The sequence below is a fragment of the Streptomyces xanthophaeus genome (genome assembly GCF_030440515.1).
Lineage (GTDB): Bacteria > Actinomycetota > Actinomycetes > Streptomycetales > Streptomycetaceae > Streptomyces > Streptomyces kutzneri.
In genome coordinates this window covers 1,514,645-1,535,909 of record NZ_CP076543.1, presented here as the reverse complement: position 1 = coordinate 1,535,909, position 21,265 = coordinate 1,514,645, and the positions used below count along the sequence as shown (strand labels likewise).

Below are 21,265 nucleotides of genomic sequence, written 5' to 3'. Positions count from 1 at the left end.
TCAGCCCCGGAAGCCGAGCAGTCCGTGCAGGGCCGCGCCACCCGCGGAGGCGGGCACGGCGCGGGTCGCCGTGGTCGGCTTCGGGGCCGCCTGGGCGGGGCAGGTGGCGTCCGAGGCCTTGCCCGTCGTCAGGTAGGCCGACACCTTCTCGTCCAGGCACTTGTTGCCGCTCAGGGCGATGCCGTGGTTGCCGCCGCCCTCCTCCACCACCAGGGCCGAACCCGACAGCTTCTCCTGCATGCTGAGCGCCCCCTCGAAGGGGGTCGCCGCGTCGTCCGTCGCCTGGAGCAGGAGGGCGGGCGGGAGATCCGCGTTGGTCACGTCCGGGGCCTGGAGCGGCTCCGTCGGCCAGAACGCGCACGGGGCGTTGTACCAGGCGTTGTTCCAGGTCATGAACGGAGCCTTGGCGTGGGTGCGCCACATGTCCGCGCGCCACTGGTTCCAGTCCTTCGGCCAGGCCGAGTCCCTGCACTGGACCGCCGTGTAGACGCTGTAGCCGTTGCCCGCCGAGGGCTCCACCGCGCCGAACCGCTCGTAGGCGGCCACCAGCGGCTTCGGGTCCTTGGCCACCGCGTACGCGGCGAAGGCCTCGGCCAGGTTCGGCCAGTAGCCGTTGTAGTACCCGCCCGGCATGAAGGTGTCCTCCAGCTCCGCCGGGCCCACCTTGCCTCCCGCCGGACTCTCCCGCAGCGCGTCGCGCATCGCGTACCAGGCCTCCTCGACCGCGGCCGGGTCGGTGCCGAGCTTGTAGGTGGCGTCGTACCGGGCCACCCAGGCCAGGAAGGCCTTGTGACGGGCGTCGAAGGCGAGGTCCTGGGAGAGGTTGTCCTCGTACCAGACCCCGCCCGGGTCGACCACGGAGTCCAGGACGAGCCGGTGCACGCGGCCCGGGTGGAGCTTGGCGTACACCGCACCCAGGTAGGTCCCGTACGAGTAGCCGAAGTAGCTGATCCGCTCCGCGCCGAGGGCGCCCCGCAGCGCCTCGATGTCCCGGGCGGCCGAGACGGTGTCGATGTACGGCAGCACATCCGCGTGCTTGGCCCCGCAGGACTCGGCGAAGGAGCGCACCCGGTCCAGGTTGGCCTGCTCGGTGGCCTCGTCCATGGGGACGGAGTCCGGCCGGGCGGGCTTGAAGTGCCCGGCCGCGCAGTCCAGGGCGGGCTCGCTCTTGCCGACACCCCGGGGGTCGAAGCCGATCACGTCGTACTGGGCGGCCACCTCCTTGGGCAGGGCGGAGGCGATGTAACCGGCCAGGCTGCGGCCGCTGCCGCCCGGGCCGCCGGGGTTGACCAGCAGCGGGCCCTGGGAGGTGGGGCCGGTGTGGGGGACCCGGGTCAGGGCGAGGGTGATCTGCCGGCCGTCCGGCCGTGCGTGGTCGAGGGGCACCTTGAGGGACGCGCACTGCAGTGCGGGGTACCGCGGGGTGGCGCAGGCGCTCCAGCGCAGCGCGGCCCCCGCCCGGGCGGCAGGATCGGCGGGCGCGGCGGGCGCGGCGGGCGCGGCCGTGACCGGGCTCGCGAGGGCGGCGGCGACGGTGGCCGCGACGGTGGAGATCGACAGCAGGACAGCGGCGCGCTTCTTCAAGGGGTGGAGCATGGGGCCTCCCAGCCGAGGGTTCTGGGCGGAATCGTCCCGGAAACCACGCCTGGAAGGCGGGATTGCGCCGCTGATTGGCCCGATGTGATGACCGTTCAGGCGGCGTCGACGGTCACAGGAGGCTGAGCTGCGTGGCCCCGGCGGGCGCGGAGTCGTCGGGACGCTCCGGAACGACGATCCTGCGGGCCTCGCCACGGCGGGCCGGGCCGATGCCGAATTCGGCCGCCAGTTCGTGGACTTGGCGGGTGATCCGGCGCTGGTACCAGGTGGGCGCGTAGGACCCGCCCGCGTACATCCGCGCGTACCGGGGGACCAGGTGGGGGTGGTGGGCGCCCAGCCAGGCCGTGAACCACTCGCGCGCCCCGGGCCGCAGATGGAGTACCAGGGGTGTCACAGAGGTCGCGCCGGCCTCGGCCACGGCCCGTACGGTCGCCCGCAGCTGCTCCGGGGAGTCCCCGAGGAAGGGGATCACCGGGGCCATCAGCACCCCGCACTCGATCCCGGCGTCGGTGAGCGTCCGTACGGCGCCCAGCCGGGCGGCGGGGGAGGGGGTGCCCGGCTCGACGGTCCGCCAGAGCCCGGTGTCGGTGAAGCCGACCGAGACCGAGATGCCGACCTCGGTGACCTCGGCGGCCTCCCGCAGCAGGGGGAGGTCGCGCAGGATCAGCGTGCCCTTGGTGAGGATCGAGAAGGGGTTGGCGCGGTCGCGCAGGGCCTCGATGATCCCGGGCATCAGCCGGTAGCGGCCCTCGGCGCGCTGGTAGCAGTCGACGTTGGTGCCCATGGCGATGTGCGCGCCGGTCCAGCGGGGCGAGCCGAGCTCGCGGCGCAGCAGTTCGGGGGCGTTGGTCTTGACGACGATCTGCGAGTCGAAGCCGATGCCGGTGTCGAGGTCGAGGTAGCTGTGCGTCTTGCGCGCGAAGCAGTACACGCAGGCGTGGCTGCAGCCTCTGTACGGGTTCACGGTCCATTCGAACGGCATGCGAGAGGCGCCGGGCACCCGGTTGACGATCGACCGGGCGCGTACCTCGTGGAAGGTGATCCCCCGGAACTCGGGGGTGTCGATGGTGCGGGTCACGACGGCCCCGGCCCCGAACAGCGCGGCCGGCCCCGCGGACCCCTCGGTCAGGTTCTCCCAGCGCATGAGGCGCCTCCCTCGGTAGCTCCGGAGCCGAGAATAGAACAAACGTTCCCATGATCGTGCGGGCCTCGAAAATGGCTGGTCGGCGCTGCGGCCGGCGTGTGAGGCTGCGCCGCATGGCGGGATACGGACTCACGGTGTGCCTTCCGGGCGGGGCCCGGGACCGGCTGGTGGAAGCGGTCGGCGAGGCGATGGCGCCCTTCGAGATCGGGGGGCCGCGGCCCTACTCGGACGACCTGTGGATCTGGGACCACTGGTGGATCACGGGCGGCGCGGACGACGGCGGCTACCCGATCCGTCCCGGTCACGAAGCGGACCCCCGGATCGTTCACGACCAGCCGCTGCGGGACGGCACCCGGAGGCCGAGCCGACCGGGCTGGTGCACGGGTGGGCCGCGCGGACTGCTCGCCTTGGGTGAGCCGCAGAAGCGGGCCGCCGAACTGGCCGGCATCGCCTGGGACCGCTGGCACGAGATGGCGGCGGAGCACCCGCCGGGCCGGCCGTGGGAGGAGTTCGCCCCGGCGTCGGCGTTGGCGCCGGAAACGGCGAACGACCTCCGCGTCGACGCCGAAGCCCGGCACGCGGGCTGGGAGAGGTACCTCGCGCAGCCGCCCGCACCCGCCTTTCGCGGGTGGCTCGCCGGGCTGCCGGACCATCTGGATGCCGGGTTCTTCGGCAATGTCCTGCGCCGCGAGGACGACCCTCTCAGGAGGGTCGGCGGGTACGGCCGGGAGGAGTTCCTCGCCTTCGGCGCCGACCGGGCGGTCGCGCACGGCAACGTGCTGACCCTCGACGGTTGGTGGTGCGAGAAGGGCTACGATCCCGTCCACGGTGCCTGCGACGACCAGGACGCCTGTCCGCACACCCCGCCGTACGCGCAACGGCCGGGGGCGGGAGAGGCCCACCTCGCCGGCCTCCCGGACGACACCCTCCTCGTGTACGTCCGCTGCCACGTCTGACCCGGATTTGGGCCACCGCCCCGGAGGTGGTTGGCTTCGCCGTGACGAGCGGACACAACTGCTGGAGGAACAGCTATGGCGCAGGTCGAGGCCACCACGGAGCGGATCATCGCGGCTGACGCGGAGACCGTGTTCGACGCGCTGGCGGACTACACCGGGACGCGCAAGAAGCTGCTGCCCGAGCACTTCAGCGAGTACGAGGTGCGCGAGGGCGGCGACGGCGAGGGCACCCTGGTGCACTGGAAGCTCCAGGCCACCAGCAAGCGCGTGCGTGACTGCCTGCTGGAGGTCAGCGAGCCCACCGACGGCGAACTGGTGGAGAAGGACCGCAACTCCTCCATGGTCACCACCTGGCGGGTCACCCCGGCCGGTGAGGGCAAGTCCAAGGCCGTGGTCACCACCGTCTGGAACGGCGCCGGCGGCATCGGCGGCTTCTTCGAGCGCACCTTCGCGCCCAAGGGCCTCGGCCGGATCTACGACTCCGTGCTGGAGAACCTGGCCACCGAAGTGGAGCGCTGAGCAACGGCGTTGACGGTGAGGCCGGGACAGCGGCCTCACCGGATCGGGTGAACCCGGCGCGCCGACCGCCCGCAGGCCGCGCGCGGGCGGACCGGGGTGCCGGCGGGGCGACGGGCCGGCGGATCGCCGCCGAGGCGTCGCGCACCCGCGGGCTGCGTGCCGAGGGTCACCCGCCGCGCGCCGCGCCGGGGCGTGAGCCCCACGGCCACCGGGGGCCCCGGCGGCTAGGGTGGCACCCTGAGCGCAACCGACCGCCCGGGGGCCCGATGAAGATCCTCATCTCCGCCGACATGGAAGGCGCCACCGGCGTCACCTGGCCCGCGGACGTGCTGCCCGGAACCCCGCAGTGGGAACGCTGCCGCGCGATGTTCACCTCCGACGTCAACGCCGCCGTACTCGGCTTCTACGACGGCGGAGCCGACCAGGTCCTCATCAACGAGGCGCACTGGACCATGCGCAACCTGCTCCTGGAGAAGCTCGACGCCCGCGCCGAGATGATCACCGGCCGCCACAAGACCCTCTCCATGGTCGAGGGCGTCCAGCACGGCGACGTCGACGGCATCGCCTTCGTCGGCTATCACACCGGAGCCGGCTCCGAGGGGGTCCTCGCCCACACCTACCTCGCCAACTCCATCACCGGAGTCTGGGTCAACGGGACCCGCGCCAGCGAGGGGCTGCTCAACGCGCACGTCGTCGCCGAGTACGGGGTTCCCGTCATCCTGGTCACCGGCGACGACCTCACCTGCGTGGACGCCGCCGGATACGCCCCCGGAGCCGCGACCGTCGCCGTCAAGGACCACGTCTCGCGCTACGCCGCCGTGTGCCGCACCCCGGCCCGTACCGCCGCCGACATCCGGTCCGCGGCCCAGGAGGCCACCGCCCTCGCCGTGCGCCACGATCCGGTCCGCGGCGGCCCCTTCACCGTGGAGCTGGAGTTCGACGCCGCGCACCTGGCCATGTCCGCGACGGTGGTCCCCGGCGTGGAGCGGTCCGGGGAGCGCAAGGTCGCGTACACCAGCGAAACCATGTACGAGGGGATCCGGGCCTTCAAAGCGGTCACGACGGTCGTCTCGGCGGCCGTGGAGGAGCAGTATGGCTGACATGTGCGCAATCAACGCCGAGATCCCCGCGGGCGCCGGCGCGGGCGCCGTCGACACCGTGGACCCGGTGGACGCCGTGGGCGGGGCGGACCCCGCGGGCGGTGTGGGCGTGGTGGACGAGGCGGCTCTCGACGAGGCCGTCGAGTTCACCTCCGGTCTCATCCGGATCGACACCACCAACCGGGGCGGCGGCGACTGCCGCGAGCGCCCCGCCGCCGAGTACGTCGCCGAGCGGCTCGCCGCCGCCGGCCTGGAGCCGCTCCTGCTGGAGCGCACCCCCGGCCGCACCAACGTGGTCGCCCGGATCGAGGGCACCGACCCCTCCGCGGAGGCCCTCCTCGTCCACGGCCACCTCGACGTGGTCCCGGCCGAGGCGGCCGACTGGAGCACGGACCCCTTCTCCGGCGAGGTACGGGACGGCGTGGTCTGGGGACGCGGCGCCGTCGACATGAAGAACATGGACGCGATGGTGCTGGCCGTCGTACGGGCCTGGGCGCGCGCGGGAGTCAAGCCGCGCCGGGACATCGTGCTCGCCTACACCGCCGACGAGGAGGACAGCGCGGTCGACGGCTCCGGCTTCCTCGCCGACCGCCACCCGCACCTCTTCGAAGGCTGCACCGAGGGCATCAGCGAGTCCGGGGCCTTCACGGTGCACGGCGGCCCCGGCGGCCGCACCCTCTACCCGATCGCGGCGGGGGAGCGGGGCACCGCCTGGCTGAAGCTGACCGCGCACGGCACCGCCGGTCACGGCTCCAAGCCCAACCGGGCCAACGCCGTCAGCCGGCTCGCCGCCGCCGTCGCCCGGATCGGCGAGTACGAATGGCCCGTCCGGCTCACCGACACCGTCACCGCCTGCATCACCCAACTCGCCTGTCTGCAAGGCCTGTCGGTGGACCCGCGGCGGCCGGGCCTCGACGTCGACGAGCTCCTCGACGCACTCGGACCGGCCGGCGCCCTGGTCCGCGCCACCGTGCGCAACAGCGCCAACCCGACCATGCTCAGCGCGGGTTACAAGCTCAACGTGATTCCCGAGCACGCCACCGCCTACGTCGACGGCCGGACCGTGCCCGGCGGCGAGGCCGAGTTCGCCGCCACCCTCGACGCCCTCACCGGCCCCGACGTGCGGTGGGAGTTCCACCACCGGGAGGTCGCCCTCCAGGCCCCCGTGGACGGGCGGACGTTCGGGATCCTGCGCGAGTCGGTCGAGCGGTTCGACCCGGCCGGGCACGTGGTCCCCTTCTGCATGGCGGGCGGCACCGACGCCAAGCAGTTCTCCCGCCTCGGCATCACCGGCTACGGCTTCTCCCCGCTGAAGCTGCCGCCCGGCTTCGACTACTGGGCCCTCTTCCACGGCGTGGACGAGCGGGTGCCCGTCGAAGCCCTGCACTTCGGCGTCCGCGTCCTCGACCGCGCGCTGCGGACCCTGTGAGCGGGGCCCGGTGATGACGGCGCCGACCCGGCCCTACGGCAGCTGGCCCTCACCCATCGACGCGGGCCTCGCCGCCTCCCTCGACGGGCGGCCCGAGTACCTCGGCACGGTCGGCCCCGAGGTGTGGTGGACCGAACCCCGGCCCGAGGAGGCCGGCCGCCGCACCCTGGTGCGCCGGCGCCTCGCCGGCGGCGGGCCCGAGATCACCGAACTGCCCGCCCCGTGGAACGTGCGCAGCCGCGTCACCGAGTACGGAGGCCTGCCCTGGGCCGGGGTGGAACGGCCCGCCGGCGGACCCCTGCTGGTCTTCGTCCACTTCGCCGACCAGCGGCTGTACGCGTACGAGCCCGACGCCCCCGGCGGCCCCGAGCCGAGGCCCCTGACCCCGGTCTCCCGGACCGGCGGAGGCCTGCGCTGGGCCGACCCGGTGCTGCACGGCGGCGAGGTGTGGTGCGTACTGGAGGAGTTCACCGGGCCCGGACCGACCGATGTGCGCCGCGTGCTGGCCGCCGTACCGCTGGACGGCTCGGCGGCCGGGAACCGCGGAGCGGTGCGGGAGCTGACGCACGACCGGTACCGGTTCACCACCGGGCCCCGGCTCTCCCCGGACGGCCGGCGGGCCGCCTGGCTGGTGTGGGACCACCCGCTGATGCCGTGGGACGGTACCGAGCTCAGGGTGGCCGAGGTCACCGGGAACGGGGAGTTCACCGACGCCCGGACCGTGCTCGGCGGCCCGGACGAGGCCGTCGCCCAGGTCGAGTGGACGGCCGAGGGGACCCTCCTCGCGGTCAGCGACCGCGGCGGCTGGTGGAACCCGTACAGCGTGGACGCGCGGACCGGCTGGGCGATCAACCTCTGCCCGCGGGAAGAGGAGTTCGGCGGCCCGCTGTGGAAGCCGGGGCTGCGCTGGCTCGCACCGCTCCCCGGAGACACCCCGCACCCGGCGGGCTCGGGGGCCGGGCTCGTCGCCGTCCTGCACGGGCAGGGCTCCTCCGTACTCGGCATCCTCGACCCGGAGAGCGGCGACCTGGTGGACGCCGCCGGGCCGTGGACCGCCTGGCAGCCGACCCTCGCCGTGCACGGCACGCGGGTCTACGGGGTCGCCGCCAGCCCGCGCAGCGCGTACGAGGTGGTCGAGCTGGACACCGCCACCGGGCACGCCCGGGCGGTCGGCGGGCAGCGCCCGGACCCCGTGGACCCGGCCTACTACCCGGAGCCGCAGAGCCGCACCTTCCTCGGCCCCGACAACCGCCACATCCACGCGCACGTCTACCCGCCGCACCACCCGGCCTGCCGGGCCGCCGCCGACGAACTGCCCCCGTACGTGATCTGGGCGCACGGCGGACCCACCGACCACGTGCCGCCCGTACTCGACCTGCACATCGCCTACTTCACCTCGCGCGGCATCGGTGTGGCCGAGGTGAACTACGGCGGGTCCACCGGCTACGGCCGCGCCTACCGGGAGCGGCTGCGCGAGCAGTGGGGCGTGGTGGACGTGGAGGACTGCGCGGCGGTCGCCCGCGCGCTGGCCGCCGAGGGCACCGCCGACCCCGCCCGGCTCGCCATCCGGGGCGGCAGCGCGGGCGGCTGGACGGCGGCGGCCTCGCTGGCGGCCACCGACCTGTACGCGTGCGCCGCGATCATCTACCCGGTGCTGGACCTGCTGGGCTTCGCCGGGGAGACCCATGACCTGGAATCCCGCTACGTCGAGAGCCTGGCCGGGCCGCCGCAGACCCTGGCCGTGCTCAACCGCGAGCGTTCCCCGGTGGCCCGCGCCGAGGGGATCACGGCGCCGTTCGTCCTCCTCCAGGGACTGGAGGACCCGGTCTGCCCGCCGGCCCAGGCGGAGCGGCTGCTCGACGCCCTGAGGGGCCGGCCGGTGCCGCACGCGTACGTGACCTTCGAGGGCGAGGGCCACGGCTTCCGGCGGGCCGACACCATGATCCGGGCGCTGGAGGCCGAACTGTCGCTGTACGCGCAGGTCTTCGGCATCGAACGCACCGACGTGCCACGGCTGGACCTGGCCCCTTAGGCCATGTCCTCGGGGGTGCGCAGGCTCCACCGGACGGAGCCGAGCAGCAGGGCGCCGGGGGCGATGCCCGCGACGGTCGCGATGACGGCGAGGGAGGCCCCGGAGGCGGCCAGGACCAGACCGGCGGCGCCGCAGGCGGCCATCGCGGCCGCCAGCAGCCGGAGCGCCGGCATGCGCCAGACGACCGCGAGACCGAAGAAGTGCAGGCCGACGACCAGGGAGATCCAGGCCACCGTGGCCTGCGGGACGTGCAGCACGAGGTTGACGACGAGGACGCCGGCCAGCGCGGCGACCACCTCGGCGGCCACCACGAGGACGTAGCCCCGCCCGAACATCCTCGGCGCCGCACCGGGGCGGGCGTCGCCGCCCACGCCGCCGGCCGGGGACGTACGTGCCCGCCGCAGGGCGATGAACAGCCAGACGAACGAGGCGATCGCCAGGAGGCGCAGGGGGACGGCGGCGGCCGTGGGCAGGGCTCCGGCATTCGCCACGACGAAGACGAGTCCGAATATGGCGCCGATGAGTCGGCTTGTCTGATGCGATGTCACGGCGCCAGTCTCACTCGAAGTTGATCACTGGGCAAAAAGCCAGACCCGCAGCGGGCCGATGGGAACGAAGCCGCCCCGGACCGCCGCCTCCAGGTCCTCCCCGTGCTCGTAGCCGACCACGTCCAGCTCCGGCCACCGGGCGGAGACCGCACCGAGGACACCCGCCCAGGCGGCCCCGAACAGGTTGGACACGCCGACCACGCCCCCGCCGGTGCTCGCGACGGCCCCGGCGACGATCCGGCCGCCGGCCCGTCCGGCCAGGAAGACGATCCCCTCGCCGAGCAGGGCGGGCGGGAACAGCCCGTCGCCCTGGACGCTCTCCCCGCCGCCGAAGGCGGCCTCCCAGGCCGCCAGCTCCTCGGCGCCCGAGACCTCGGACCACTCCAGCCCCGCCGCCTCCGCCTCCGCCCCGGGGAGCGGTACCCCGGCGGGCCGATGGATCCACTGCGCCTCGAACAGCACCTCGAAGCCCGCCCCGGCCAGGTCCAGGTCCGCGAAGCTGTCCTTCACGGAACAGCCGGGGGAGGTGGTGTCGACGCCCCGGACCACGCTCCCCGCCGGCACGGCCGGTTCCAGGGTCACGGCATCGGGATACATCGGCGGAGTCCGCCGCGTGCTGAACCACAGGCGCTCGCCGTCGTATCCGGGCGTCAGCCCGTGCGCACGGCAAACCGCGTCACACCACGCTGCGTTGTTCACCGCGGCCCGGCGGAGCACCGTCGTCCGCGTCGTCTCGTCCATGATCACGCGGTGATGGTGCCACCGTCCGGCGGCGGTGTCGATCGGATTGTGTGATCAAGATAGTGTTCGTCCTTTGCGTGTGCATCATGCGGAGGGAACACGGCGCCATGGGGCTGACCGAACAGATAGCCAGTTACCGTGAGGGCCGGGGGGATCCGGCGCGCCTGGTGGGGGAGTTCCGCCGTACTGCCCTCCTCGTGCCGCTCACCACGACCGATGTCGATGCGGATGCTGAACCTCCCTTTGTTGCCGCCGGCGGTCTGATGTCGGCGGTGTCGGGAGGGATCCGCTGGCTGTACGCGTTCACGGACGAGGAGGCCCTCGCCCGGTTTGCACGCGCGCGAGGTGAAGACGGCCGAGACCGGCCGTACCTGGCCATGCTCGGCGCCCGGCTGCTGGATGCGGTCGTGCCGATGTCGGACGGTCCGACGGGAGTTGCCGTCGATGTTGCGGACGGTGACGGGTCGATGCTGTTCCCGCCGGTGGCCGGAATCGTCCCCGACGCCTGCGCCGTGGACGTCGATCCGGGCGCCGACGGCGGCCGTGCGGCGGTGGCCTGATGGCGGGCGACGGTGACCTGGAGGTCTCCCCGCAGGCGGTCGCGGCGATCCAGAGCGGTCTGCGGGCCGCGATATCCGAGCTCCGCGAATCCGGGGACGCGGCGGGCGCCTCGCAGGGCGCCGGCTTCGAGAACCTGTCGATGACGGGGATGGAGACCGGACACGCCGGACTGGCGGCCGACTTCGAGGACTTCTGCGAGCGCTGGGAGTGGGGTGTGCGCGCCCTGATCCAGGACGCGTCGACGCTGGCCGCGAACCTGGGGATCGCGGCGGGGACGATGTGGGAGGAGGACCAGTACATGGAGGGCGCCTTCAAGGTCGCCGCGAACGCCGCGTACGGAAATCCGTACGCGAGCGAGGACGAGATCGAGAAGAAGAAGTGGGGCGACATCTTCCGCGCTGACGTCTACAAGCCGGACTACAGCGACGAGTCGTTCGAGAAGGGCGCCAAGGACATCAAGCAGACCTGGTCGGACACCAAGGACACGGTGACCTCGAACGGCAAGATCGGTTCGCTGATGGACCTGCTGGACCAGTCCGGCGTGGGCAACGGGGGGAAGCGCTAGATGGGTTGGCGGGATTGGGTACCGGACTCGGCGGAGGACTGGGCCGAGGACCGGGCGGAGGACATCGGTGACTTCGTCGAGTGGGGCGGAGACAAGGCCGCCGACGTGGCCGACGAGGTCGGCGCGCACGACGCGGGCAACTGGCTCCGCGACAAGAGCCGCTCCGCCGCGAACCAGCTCGGCGCGGAGGTCGGCGAGCTCGAACTCGGGCAGACCGACGACCCGAAGCGGCTGGTCTACGGCAGCACTGCCAAGATCCGCGAACAGGTCGCCCACCTGAACGACTTCAAGAAGGCCTTCGAGTCCGTCGGCAACGGCCTGAAGAACCTCGCCGAACCCGACGGCCTCAAGGGCGCGGCCGCCACTGCCTTCCGCGAGTCCGTCGCGAAGGAGCCGCCGCGCTGGTTCGATGCGGCCGATGCGTTCGGCAAGGCCGCCGATGCCATGGGCCGGTTCGCCGAGACCGTCGAGTGGGCCCAGGGCAAGGCCAAGGAGGCCCTGGAGGACTACGACAAGGCGCTGAAGGCCTCCCAGGACGCCTACGACGCGCACGAGAAGCTCCGCAAGACCTACAACGACGCCCTGAAGGCGAAGTCGGACCACCTGCCGCCGCGGCCGTCGGACGAGTACCCCGACCCCGGGAAGGAGATGGAGAAGGCCGCGAAGGAGAAGCTCAACAGCGCCCGCAAGCAGCGCGACGAGCAGGCCGACACCGTCGCGGCGGCCGTCCGCGCGGCCCGGGACTCCGCCCCGCGCAAGCCCTCGTACAGCGAGCAGCTCGCCGACGGCATCGACTACCTCGACCTGGCCTCCACCCACCTGGTCGGAGGCCTCGTCAAGGGATCCGCCGGCGTGGTCAACTTCGCGCGCGGCCTCAATCCGTTCGACCTGTACAACCTGTCGCACCCCGCCGAATACCGGACCAACCTGAGCTCGACGGCTGCGGGCCTGGTCGTCATGGCCAACGACCCCGTGGGCGCGGGCAAGCAGATGCTCGACGAGTTCATGAAGGACCCCACCGAAGGGGTCGGCAAAATCATCGCCGAAGCCATCGGCTCCAAGGGCACCAGCGCGGCCAAGAGACTTGCCACCGCCACCAAGCACCTCGACGACGCCAAGCACCTCGACGACGCCAAGGGCCCGGCCCGCAGAGGGAACGAGACCGACGGGCCGCACCGGGACGAACGGCCCGACTGTGACAAGCGGTGCGACGGGACCGACCCCGTCGACCTGGCCTCCGGCCGGATGTTCCTTCCGCAGACCGATGTCGTCCTGCCCGGTGTCCTGCCGCTGGCCTTCACCCGGCGCGCGGAATCGGGATACACCGGCGGCCGCTGGTTCGGCCCGACCTGGTCGTCCACCATCGACCAGCACCTGGAGGTCGATGCCCAAGGGGTGGTGCTGGTCACCGAGGAAGGTCTCGCGGTCCCGTACCCACACACGGCCCCCGGCCTGCCCGTACTTCCGCTCTCCGCCTCCGCGCCACGCCACCCGCTGGAGCGCACCCCGGACGGGGACTGGACGCTCACCGACCCCATATCCGGTCACATACGCCGCTTCACCCCACCCGCCGGTGACCCCGACAGCAACGGCATCGCACCCGTAGCCCAGCTCGAAGACCGCAACGGCAACCTCATCACCTTCGAGTACGACGAGCACGGCACCCCGCTCGGCATGTCCCACACCTGTGGCTACCGCCTCCGCTTCGACACCGCCGAAGGCCGCGTCACGGCGCTCCACCTCGACGGAGGGCCGCGCATCCTCGCGTACGGCTACCGCGACGGGCATCTCACCGAGGCCGCCAATTCGTCCGGCCTGCCGCTGCGCTTCAGCTACGACGACCGCGCCCGCATCACGTCCTGGACCGACACCAACGGCAGCCGCTACACGTACGTGTACGACGAACTCGATCGTTGCGTCTCGCAGGGCGGGGCCAATGGGCACATGATGCTGGCCTTCGCCTACGGCGAGCCCGACCCTCGGACCGGGCTGCGGACCACCACCACGACTACGCCCGACGGGGTGGTTCACCACTACCTGGTGGACAAGGCGTACCGCGTGGTGGAGAGCCGTGACCCGCTGGGTACGGCGACCCGCTCCACGTACGACGCCCGCGGCAAGCTGGCCGCCCTGACCGACGCGCTCGATCGCACCACGGTCTTCGGCCGCGACGACGAAGGCAGACTGGTCTCCGTCGTCCGCCCCGACGGCCGGGAGCTCAGCGCCGAGTACGACGAGGCCGGACGGCTCCTGTTCCAGTCCCGTGCCGACCGGACCTCGTGGCGGTTCACGTACGACGAGCGGGGCAATCGCACCTCCCGTACCGGCCCGGTCGGCGGCACGACCCGCTACACGCACGACGCCGTGGGGGGTGTCACGTCGGTCACCGACGCACTCGGTGGCAGTACCCGGATCCGCTGCAACCCCGCAGGCCTGCCGGTCGAGATCACCGACCCCCTCGGTGCGGTCACCAGGTACGAACGGGACGTGTTCGGGCGGGCGATCCGGATCACGGACGCGCTCGGCGGGATCACCGCGCTGGAGTGGACGCCGGAAGGCCGGCTCGCCCGACGCACGGAGCCCGACGGTTCCTCCCGGTCCTGGGCGTACGACGGCGAGGGCAACTGCATCAGCCACACCGACGCGCTCGGCGGGACCACCACGTTCGAGTACGGCGATTTCGACGTGCTGAAGGCCCGCACCGGCCCGGACGGCGCGCGCTACACCTTCGCCTACGACGCACGACTGCGGCTGACCGAGGTCGTCAACCCGCACGGGCTCAGCTGGCAGTACACCTACGACGCCACCGGGATGCCCCTCTCCGAGACCGACTTCGACGGCCGCACCGTCGAGTACACCCACGATGTGGGCGGGCGGCTGGTCGGCCGGGTCAACGCCGCGGGGCAGACGGTCCGCATGGAGTACGACGTCCTCGACCACCGGACCGTGAAGGACGTGGACGGCGCCGTCACCCGGTACGAGTACGACTACTCCGACCGTCTTGCGTCGATCACCGGTCCCGAGGGTTCCTTGACGTACCTCCGCGACCGCTTCGGACGTATCTGCCAGGAGACCACCGGAGGGCGGACCCTCACCCGCACCTACGACGAGCTGAGCCGGGTGGTCTCCCGGACCACGCCTTCCGGAGCGACCGCCGAGTGGACCTACGACGCGGCCGGCCGGCGCACCGGACTGACCTCCTCCGGCCGTCGGATCGCCTTCGAGCGCGACGCGATGGGCCGTGAAACGAGCCGCCGTATCGGTGACGCGGTCACCCTCGACCTCGAGCGTGACGCCCTCGGGCGCCTCGTGGACCAGCGGGTGACCGGGGCCGACGGCAGCCTGCTTCAGCGGCGGGGCTACGCCTACCGGGCCGACGGATACCTCGTGGGCGTGGACGACATGCTCGCCGGCGACCGCACGTACGAGCTGGACCCGGCCGGCCGGGTCACCGCGGTCAGCGCCGCCGACTGGACCGAGCGCTACGCCTACGACGCCGCCGGCAATCAGACGGACGCCGACTGGCCGGAAGCCTGGCCGGGCGGATCCGACGCCACAGGGCCACGCACGTACGAGGGCACCCGGCTCACCGGCGCGGGACGCGTTCGGTACGAGTACGACGCCATGGGCAGGATCACGCTCCGGCAGCGCACCCGGATCTCACGCAAGCCCGACACGTGGCGCTACGAGTGGGACGCCGAAGACCGGCTCACCGCGGTGACCACCCCCGACGGAACGCTGTGGCGCTACTCCTACGACGCGCTCGGCCGCCGCATCGCCAAGCGCCGCCTGGCAGCGGACGGCGTCACCGTGACGGAAGAGGTCACCTTCGTCTGGGACGCCATGACACTGTGCGAACAGACGACCACCGTGCCGGACGAGCCGCGCGTGGTCACCTTGACCTGGGACCACGACGGCATTCAGCCACTCGCCCAGACCGAGAGGCTGACCGATGCCGACGGACGGGAGATCGCCGGCCGATTCTTCGGGATCGTCACCGACCTGATCGGCACACCGACAGAACTCGTCGACGAGGCGGGTGAGGTGGCCTGGCGCACGCGCAACACCCTGTGGGGGGCGACGACCTGGAACACGGACGCGCACGCCTACACGCCGCTCCGCTTCCCGGGACAGTACTTCGACCCGGAATCGGGTCTGCACTACAACTGCTTCCGCTACTACGACCCCGAGACCGCCCGCTACCTGTCGGTCGACCCCCTCGGCCTCGGCCCCGCTCCGAACGCCTCCACGTACGTCCTGAATCCCCTGCTGTGGTCGGACGCTCTGGGGCTGGCGCCGGACGTCTGCCCGCCGAAGGTGGGGCGGACACTGGCGGAGACTCGGGAGCTGGCGCTCCGTGAGGCAGGTGTTCCCGAGGGCCTCGAACCCTACTGGGAAAGCGACTGGGTGAAGGCGACAAAACCCGAATGGCAGGGTGGCGGACAGCTGCAGGGCCCGGACAAGCAGATGATCTTCTACAGGGAGGAGTGGTACGAGCTTCCGAACGGCGACACCGTCATCTACCAGGATCATTGGTTCGGCCATCAGAAGCCGGGCGAACCCGGATATCAGCCGCCGCACGTGCACGTCCGGCCGGGCGAGGATCCGCGTAACGGCGTTATCGAGGGTACGGAGCCACACTATTACTATGACTTGGAATGAATTCGTCGTAAACGCGGATCTCGGTCAGTATTACGACCACGTTCCGGACCTGACAGGCGTGCGCGTGCGATCGGTGCACCTGGACGGATGGGACCCGACCGTGACCTTGCGCCTCGACCTGCCGAGGTTCCCCGACCGCTGGAGCGGGGAACCGGGGGACACCATGCAGTTCCACATCCAGTTCTCCATGGTCCAGGATTTCAGGATGGAGGGATGGCGGCCTCCGGTCACGGCGGACATCGCGCTGCGACCGTTGCCCGACCACCGGCTGGCCGTGGAGCTGGCGGCTCCTGGGGTATCGGTCTCCTTCACGTCGAACGCCTCACTCCTCGTGGGAAGGATCAGCGTCTTCACCCGCGATGCGGACGGCGGCGACAGCGGGCGGCACCATTTCACCCGGCCCCTCGAGAACAGGCTCCCACCGATGGTCCCGCCGCCGTACGCGAACACCTTCTTCGAGCGTGTGTGAAAAGTGAGCGAGATGATCACCTGGCCGGAACTGCAGGCACTGTACGGCGCGTCGCCCGTACCTGACCTGGACACCTGTCACTTCTTCCATATCCACATCGACGAGCGCGGAACATCGGTCACCTTCGGATTCGAGACCCAGCAGCTACCGCCGTACCCCGAGCCGGAGTGGTCCCGGAAGGCCTACAACACGCTGCGCTTCTGGATCGAGTTCACCGGTGTCACCGAACTGCGAGTGGCAGGTCTTCTCGCAGAGGCGCAACGCGCGGTGCGCATCGTGCAGGACGGCTCGCCGACGAGCCTGAGGGTGTCCGTGGAGAGCGAACGGCGCTCCATCTCCTTCGCCGCGACCTCCGCACGGGTCTCGCACACCAGGGTCTACCTTCAGGGCCCCCTGTAGAGACCGCCGCGCGAAACCGTCGCGATCACGAAGGGCCCTCGCCGCTCTCGGCCCGGGTGCGGCGGCGCCGGGGAAATGCAGGGCCCCGCGGGGTGGCATCGCACAGGATGAGGGCATGCGAACCCTCGTGCTCCTCGACGCCCCCTCCAACCTCGGGCTGCGCCCGCCCGCGCCCGGCGCCGTGCCGGGCGTCTACAAGCTCGCCGGGGCCCTGCGCGAGCAAGGCCTGTTGGCCCGGCTCGGTGCCATCGAGGGCGGGGTGGTGGTGCCGCCCCGCTACGACCGGGGCGACTGGCGCGAGGGCGACGGCGTCTTCCACGCCGAGGCCCTCGCCGCCTACACCGTCACCCTCGCCGACCGCATCGAACGGCACCTGCGGGCGGGGGAGTTCCCCGTCGTGCTCGGCGGAGACTGCTCCATCCAGCTCGGCGCGGCCCTCGCCATGCGCCGCCTGGGACGCTACGGCCTGGCCGCCATCGACGGCTCCGCCGACTTCCGCCACCCCGGCAACGAGGCCGTGAACGGACCCGTCGGCGCCGCCGGCGGCGAGGAGCTCGCCCTGTCGACCGGCCGCGGCCAGGCGGACCTCGCCGATCTGGAAGGGCGCGGCCCCTACCTGCGCGACGAGGACGTACGGCTTTTCGGCCTGCGCGACGGCGACCCGGACCTCGCCGAGCTGCACGCGGCCGGGATCTCCGTCGCCACCGTCGGGGAGATCCGCCGGCGCGGCGCGGGACCGGTGGCCCGGGCCGCCCTGGACGGGCTGCACCCGCCGGAGACCGCCGGGTTCTGGGTGCACCTGGACGCCGACGTGCTGGACCCCGCCGTCATGCCGGCCGTGGACAGCCCCGACCCCGGGGGCCTGCTCCCCGACGAACTCGCCGAACTGCTCGCCGTCCTCGTGGGCTCGCCGCGCTGTGCCGGGCTCAACGTCACGATCTACGACCCGGACCTGGATCCGGACGGACGTGCGGGCGCCCTCCTCGCCGACCTGGTCGCGGGCGTCTTTGCGTAATCCTGACCGGTGGTGATCCGCGGAACCCCTGTGCACCGCCCGTCGTGGCGTGTTCCATTTCCCTCATGGCCACCACCGTCCGACGTGCCGTACTGACCCTCCCCGCAGCCCCGTTGGGCTCGGACAACCCGCTGCCCGCCCTGCGCGCGCCCGACGAGGCGCACGTACTGGACGAGCTCCCCCAGCTACCGCTGGGAGGTGCCCCCGGGCGCCAGGGGATGCCGCGCGACATGGCACGGCAGATCGGCTACGAGCCCCTGCGCTCGCTCCTGCCCGTACGGATCCGCGACGGGTACGGACGGGAGCGCGCGGAGCGGGAGTTCGAGTCGATCGTCATCGAGAACGACCACCTGCGGGTCACCGTGCTCCCGGGGCTGGGCGGGCGCGTCCACTCGCTCGTGCACCTGCCGACCGGCCGTGAACTCCTCTACCGCAACCCGGTGTTCCAGCCCGCCAACTTCGCCCTCAACGGGGCCTGGTTCTCCGGCGGCATCGAGTGGAACACCGGTGCGACCGGGCACACCACCCTGTCCTGCGCCCCGGTGCACGCCGCGCTCGTCCCGGCCCCCGACGGGGGCGTGATGGTCCGGCTGTGGGAGTGGGAGCGGCTGCGCGACCTGCCCTTCCAGGTGGACCTGTGGCTGCCGGAGGACTCGGAGTTCCTCTACGTCGGCGTCCGCGTGCGCAACCCGCACGAGCGGCCCGCCCCCGTGTATTGGTGGTCCAACACCGCCGTCCCGGAGGACTCCGGCACCCGGGTGCTCGCCCCCGCCGACGAGGCCTGGCACTTCGGCTACGAGCGCGCGCTGCGCCGCATCCCCGTACCGGAGTGGGAGGGCGCGGACCGCACGTACCCGCTGCGCGGCGAGTATCCGGCCGACTTCTTCTACGAGGTCCAGGGCGGGGCCCGCCCTTGGATCGCCGCCCTGGACGCCGCCGGGCACGGGCTCGTGCAGACCTCCACCGCGCGGCTGAGCGGGCGCAAGCTGTTCGTGTGGGGCGCGGGCGGCGGTGGCCGGCGCTGGCAGGAGTGGCTGACCGAGCCGGGCACCGGCGGCTACGCGGAGATCCAGGCCGGTCTGGCCCGGACGCAGCTGGAGCACGTACGGCTGGAGGGCGGGGCGGAGTTCAGCTGGCTGGAGGCGTACGGGCCGCTGGCTGCGGATCCGGCGCAGGTGCACGGCGCGGACTGGGCTTCGGCCCGCGGCGCGGCCGAGGGCGCGCTGGACGCCGTACTGCCGAGGGAGCGGGTGGACGCGGCGTACGAGGCGTGGCGCGGCCGTGCCGACGCAGAGCCGGGGGAGCGGCTGGCACAGGGCTCCGGCTGGGGCGCGCTGGAGCTGCTGTGCGGGGGCTTCGAGCTGCCCGGCACCCCCTTCGCCCAGGACACGCTCGGGGAGGAGCAGGAGCCGTGGCTCCAGCTCTGGCGCACGGGCGTCCTGCCGGCTCCGCGCCGGGTGGTTCCGCCGGGGCCGAGCCTGGTTGCCGCGCACTGGCGGGACATGCTGGAGACGGCCCCGGCGGATCCGCTGACGGAGTACCACCTGGGTGTGGCCCAGTGGCATGCCGGGGACGTGGCCCAGGCGGTGCGCAGCTGGGAGCGCGGGCTGGCGCTGGCCCCCTCGCGGTGGCCGCTGCTGCGGAACCTGGCGGTGGCGGACGCCCTGGCGGGCGATGCGGAGAGGGCGGCCGACGGATTCGCGGCGGCCTTCGAGGACCTGGCCGTGGAGAGCCGCGGCAGCGAACCGTGGACGGCCGCCGAGTCGGCGCTCGGCCAGGAGGCGATGACCGCCCTCCTCGCGGCGGGCCGGCTGCCGCAGGCACGAGCCGTCTGGGACCGGCTGCGGCCCGCCCTGCGCGAACAGGGCCGTTTCCGGCTCCTCGCGGCCCGGCTCCTCGCGGCGGAGGGGCATGTGCGGGCGGCCCGCCGGGTCTTCGAGGACGGCTTCGAACTCCCGGACCTGCGGGAGGGCGAGGAGACCCTCGCCGAGGTCTGGTCCACCCTCACCGACTGCCCGCTGCCGGCGCGCTACGACTTCCGGATGCGGCCGCCTACTTCTTCTTGATCCCGTCGAAGCAGAGCACGTACCGCTTGCCGGTCTTGTGCCGGGCCCTGTCGGCCTGCTCCTCGTAGCCGACGTCCGACACCCCCAGGCACCTGGCGGTGTCGACCGTGTCGTGGAGCACCTGGACCACCTTGTATTCGGCGTCGGTGTCGCCGCAGTCGACCACGCGCAGGTCGGGGAAGACCGGGTCCCCGTCGTTCCTGAGGCAGTCGCCGGCCACGGCACGGTCCGCGCCGTCCTCGCTCAGGAAGGAGTAGCCTACGCCGACCCCGACGGCGACGGCCACGGCCCCGATGATCCCCAGGGCCTTCCGGCCGCCGATGCCCCCGCCCCGGGACGGCGCCGCGGGCGGTGGCGGGGCCGGCGACTGCTGGGGTGAGGCTCCCTGAGGCGGTTGGGTCATGGGTGTGTCCCCCGGTGTGCGTGACATGCGTATTGACGTGCGCACGCTATATCAACGGGCTGACACTCCCGCGGGCGAGGCGAGGCGAGGCGAGGCGAGGCGAGGCCGCCCGCCGTCGGACCCGTCGTCGGACCCGGCGTCAGGCCCGGCACAGGATCTCGGCGTTCAGGACCGAGAACCACGCGTCCGGGTCCGCGCCCCAGGCGTGCCAGGCTTCGGCGACGGCCGCCAGGTCCGCGGCCGTCGTGTGGCCGCCGCGGGTGGCGACGGAGGCGTACGCGGAGGCCTGCGTGCGGTCCGCCCACAGGGCCGACCACCAGGCCGTCTCCTCCGGGGTGGCGAAGCACCAGGCCGTCGCCGAGGAGGTCACGTCCGTGAAACCGGCCTGCCGGGCCCAGGCCCGCAGGTGGCGTCCGGCGTCCGGTTCGCCGCCGTTGGCGCGGGCCACCCGCCGGTACAGGCCCAGCCAGTCGTCCAGGCCCGGCACGGCCGGGTACCAGGTCATCGCCGCGTAGTCGGCGTCGCGCGCGGCCACGATCCCGCCCGGCCGGCACACCCGCCGCATCTCGCGCAGAGCCTGGACCGGATCGCCCACGTGCTGCAGCACCTGGTGGGCGTGGACCACGTCGAAGGAGTCGTCCGGGAAGTCCAGCGCGTGGACGTCCGCGGTGGCGAAGGACACGGCGTCGCCGAGGCCGCGCTCCTCGGCGCACGCACGGGCCTGCTCCAGGACGTCCTCGGCGGCGTCGACGGCGGTGACGTGGCCGCCCGGCGCGACCAGCTCCGCGAGGTCCGCGGTGATCGTGCCCGGGCCGCAGCCGACGTCCAGCACCCGCATGCCGGGGCGCAGCTCGCCGATCAGGTACGCGGCGGAGTTCTCGGCGGTGCGCCAGCGGTGCGAGCGCAGCACCGACTCGTGGTGGCCGTGCGTGTAGACGGCGGTCTCCTCGGCGGCGGCTTGCCCGGTGGTGGCTTCCCTGGCGGCGGTCATGGCCGGACCCCTCCTCGTTTCCTCGTCGAAGCGTTGTCCCCACCGTAGACGATCAGTTCGTCATCTGAG

18 protein-coding genes are annotated in these 21,265 nt (G+C 72.7%); 12 read left to right on the top strand and 6 right to left on the bottom strand.

The genetic code is table 11. From position 1 onward, the window contains the following. Both KO717_RS06645 and KO717_RS06640 read right to left on the bottom strand, forming a co-directional pair. Entirely contained in the window at window positions 1-1,596 is a 1,596-nt protein-coding gene (locus KO717_RS06645; RefSeq protein WP_301364970.1) for an alpha/beta hydrolase, read from the bottom strand. Between the two features lie 112 nt (window positions 1,597-1,708). Next, window positions 1,709-2,740 carry an Rv2578c family radical SAM protein gene (locus KO717_RS06640; protein ID WP_301364968.1) on the bottom strand — a complete coding sequence of 344 codons (1,032 nt, stop codon included), beginning with the start codon at window positions 2,738-2,740 and terminating at the stop codon, window positions 1,709-1,711. A 113-nt stretch (window positions 2,741-2,853) separates the two neighbouring features. Between KO717_RS06640 and KO717_RS06635 the strand changes: the two genes are divergently transcribed. The 5 genes from KO717_RS06635 (at window position 2,854) to KO717_RS06615 (ending at window position 8,776) form a co-directional block, all read left to right on the top strand. Beyond that, window positions 2,854-3,696, top strand: coding sequence for a hypothetical protein (locus KO717_RS06635; protein ID WP_301364966.1), 843 nt, complete (start codon window positions 2,854-2,856; stop codon window positions 3,694-3,696). A gap of 75 nt (window positions 3,697-3,771) precedes the next feature. After that, window positions 3,772-4,215, top strand: a complete 444-nt coding sequence (locus KO717_RS06630) for an SRPBCC family protein (protein WP_033220130.1) — start codon at window positions 3,772-3,774, stop codon at window positions 4,213-4,215. A gap of 266 nt (window positions 4,216-4,481) precedes the next feature. Continuing rightward, window positions 4,482-5,315, top strand: a complete 834-nt coding sequence (locus KO717_RS06625) for a M55 family metallopeptidase (protein ID WP_301364963.1) — start codon at window positions 4,482-4,484, stop codon at window positions 5,313-5,315. A 1-nt stretch (window position 5,316) separates the two neighbouring features. After that, window positions 5,317-6,744, top strand: coding sequence for a M20/M25/M40 family metallo-hydrolase (locus KO717_RS06620; RefSeq protein ID WP_301364962.1), 1,428 nt, complete (start codon window positions 5,317-5,319; stop codon window positions 6,742-6,744). Window positions 6,745-6,757: 13 nt separating this feature from the next. Then, window positions 6,758-8,776, top strand: coding sequence for a S9 family peptidase (locus KO717_RS06615; RefSeq protein WP_301364960.1), 2,019 nt, complete (start codon window positions 6,758-6,760; stop codon window positions 8,774-8,776). Here the strand turns inward: KO717_RS06615 and KO717_RS06610 are convergent. Both KO717_RS06610 and KO717_RS06605 read right to left on the bottom strand, forming a co-directional pair. Then, a complete protein-coding gene (locus tag KO717_RS06610; protein ID WP_301364958.1) occupies window positions 8,773-9,324 on the bottom strand; it encodes a hypothetical protein in 552 nt (183 codons plus the stop codon). The two genes, KO717_RS06615 and KO717_RS06610, sit on opposite strands and share 4 nt — an antisense overlap. Window positions 9,325-9,348: 24 nt before the next feature. Continuing rightward, window positions 9,349-9,906: a hypothetical protein gene (locus KO717_RS06605; protein ID WP_367401511.1), complete on the bottom strand. Its 558-nt coding sequence runs from the start codon at window positions 9,904-9,906 to the stop codon at window positions 9,349-9,351. Between the two features lie 266 nt (window positions 9,907-10,172). Between KO717_RS06605 and KO717_RS06600 the strand changes: the two genes are divergently transcribed. From KO717_RS06600 to KO717_RS06570, 7 genes are all read left to right on the top strand, one after another. Beyond that, complete coding sequence (locus KO717_RS06600; protein WP_301374392.1) at window positions 10,173-10,625, top strand: SseB family protein; 453 nt, start codon at window positions 10,173-10,175, stop codon at window positions 10,623-10,625. Beyond that, window positions 10,625-11,191 (top strand): hypothetical protein, encoded by a 567-nt coding sequence (locus KO717_RS06595; protein WP_301364957.1) that lies wholly within the window; start codon window positions 10,625-10,627, stop codon window positions 11,189-11,191. Before KO717_RS06600 ends, KO717_RS06595 begins: the two co-directional genes overlap by 1 nt. Next, window positions 11,192-15,853: a putative T7SS-secreted protein gene (locus KO717_RS06590; RefSeq protein WP_301364955.1), complete on the top strand. Its 4,662-nt coding sequence runs from the start codon at window positions 11,192-11,194 to the stop codon at window positions 15,851-15,853. 64 nt (window positions 15,854-15,917) lie between these two features. Further along, window positions 15,918-16,322, top strand: a complete 405-nt coding sequence (locus KO717_RS06585) for a hypothetical protein (RefSeq protein ID WP_301364953.1) — start codon at window positions 15,918-15,920, stop codon at window positions 16,320-16,322. A 12-nt stretch (window positions 16,323-16,334) separates the two neighbouring features. Then, window positions 16,335-16,721: an Imm50 family immunity protein gene (locus tag KO717_RS06580; protein WP_301364951.1), complete on the top strand. Its 387-nt coding sequence runs from the start codon at window positions 16,335-16,337 to the stop codon at window positions 16,719-16,721. Window positions 16,722-16,836: 115 nt separating this feature from the next. Beyond that, a complete protein-coding gene (locus KO717_RS06575) occupies window positions 16,837-17,736 on the top strand; it encodes an arginase family protein (RefSeq protein ID WP_301364949.1) in 900 nt (299 codons plus the stop codon). Window positions 17,737-17,801: 65 nt separating this feature from the next. After that, a complete protein-coding gene (locus tag KO717_RS06570) occupies window positions 17,802-19,802 on the top strand; it encodes a DUF5107 domain-containing protein (RefSeq protein WP_301364947.1) in 2,001 nt (666 codons plus the stop codon). Here the strand turns inward: KO717_RS06570 and KO717_RS06565 are convergent. Together KO717_RS06565 and KO717_RS06560 are read right to left on the bottom strand one after the other, a co-directional pair. Then, the gene (locus KO717_RS06565; protein WP_301364945.1) at window positions 19,789-20,205 is read right to left on the bottom strand and encodes an LppU/SCO3897 family protein; all 417 of its coding nucleotides are present in this window, start codon (window positions 20,203-20,205) and stop codon (window positions 19,789-19,791) included. The genes KO717_RS06570 and KO717_RS06565 overlap by 14 nt on opposite strands. Window positions 20,206-20,344: 139 nt before the next feature. Beyond that, the gene (locus tag KO717_RS06560) at window positions 20,345-21,196 is read right to left on the bottom strand and encodes a methyltransferase domain-containing protein (protein WP_301364944.1); all 852 of its coding nucleotides are present in this window, start codon (window positions 21,194-21,196) and stop codon (window positions 20,345-20,347) included. Window positions 21,197-21,265: the final 69 nt, after the last annotated feature.

Coding starts and splice junctions, on each gene's coding strand:
- KO717_RS06570 (WP_301364947.1), top strand. CDS start 17,802: ATGGCCACCACCGTCCGACGTGCCGTACTGACCCTCCCCGCAGCCCCG.
- KO717_RS06565 (WP_301364945.1), bottom strand. CDS start 20,205: ATGACCCAACCGCCTCAGGGAGCCTCACCCCAGCAGTCGCCGGCCCCG.
- KO717_RS06575 (WP_301364949.1), top strand. CDS start 16,837: ATGCGAACCCTCGTGCTCCTCGACGCCCCCTCCAACCTCGGGCTGCGC.
- KO717_RS06635 (WP_301364966.1), top strand. CDS start 2,854: ATGGCGGGATACGGACTCACGGTGTGCCTTCCGGGCGGGGCCCGGGAC.
- KO717_RS06615 (WP_301364960.1), top strand. CDS start 6,758: ATGACGGCGCCGACCCGGCCCTACGGCAGCTGGCCCTCACCCATCGAC.
- KO717_RS06645 (WP_301364970.1), bottom strand. CDS start 1,596: ATGCTCCACCCCTTGAAGAAGCGCGCCGCTGTCCTGCTGTCGATCTCC.
- KO717_RS06630 (WP_033220130.1), top strand. CDS start 3,772: ATGGCGCAGGTCGAGGCCACCACGGAGCGGATCATCGCGGCTGACGCG.
- KO717_RS06595 (WP_301364957.1), top strand. CDS start 10,625: ATGGCGGGCGACGGTGACCTGGAGGTCTCCCCGCAGGCGGTCGCGGCG.
- KO717_RS06625 (WP_301364963.1), top strand. CDS start 4,482: ATGAAGATCCTCATCTCCGCCGACATGGAAGGCGCCACCGGCGTCACC.
- KO717_RS06600 (WP_301374392.1), top strand. CDS start 10,173: ATGGGGCTGACCGAACAGATAGCCAGTTACCGTGAGGGCCGGGGGGAT.
- KO717_RS06640 (WP_301364968.1), bottom strand. CDS start 2,740: ATGCGCTGGGAGAACCTGACCGAGGGGTCCGCGGGGCCGGCCGCGCTG.
- KO717_RS06620 (WP_301364962.1), top strand. CDS start 5,317: ATGTGCGCAATCAACGCCGAGATCCCCGCGGGCGCCGGCGCGGGCGCC.
- KO717_RS06560 (WP_301364944.1), bottom strand. CDS start 21,196: ATGACCGCCGCCAGGGAAGCCACCACCGGGCAAGCCGCCGCCGAGGAG.
- KO717_RS06590 (WP_301364955.1), top strand. CDS start 11,192: ATGGGTTGGCGGGATTGGGTACCGGACTCGGCGGAGGACTGGGCCGAG.
- KO717_RS06580 (WP_301364951.1), top strand. CDS start 16,335: ATGATCACCTGGCCGGAACTGCAGGCACTGTACGGCGCGTCGCCCGTA.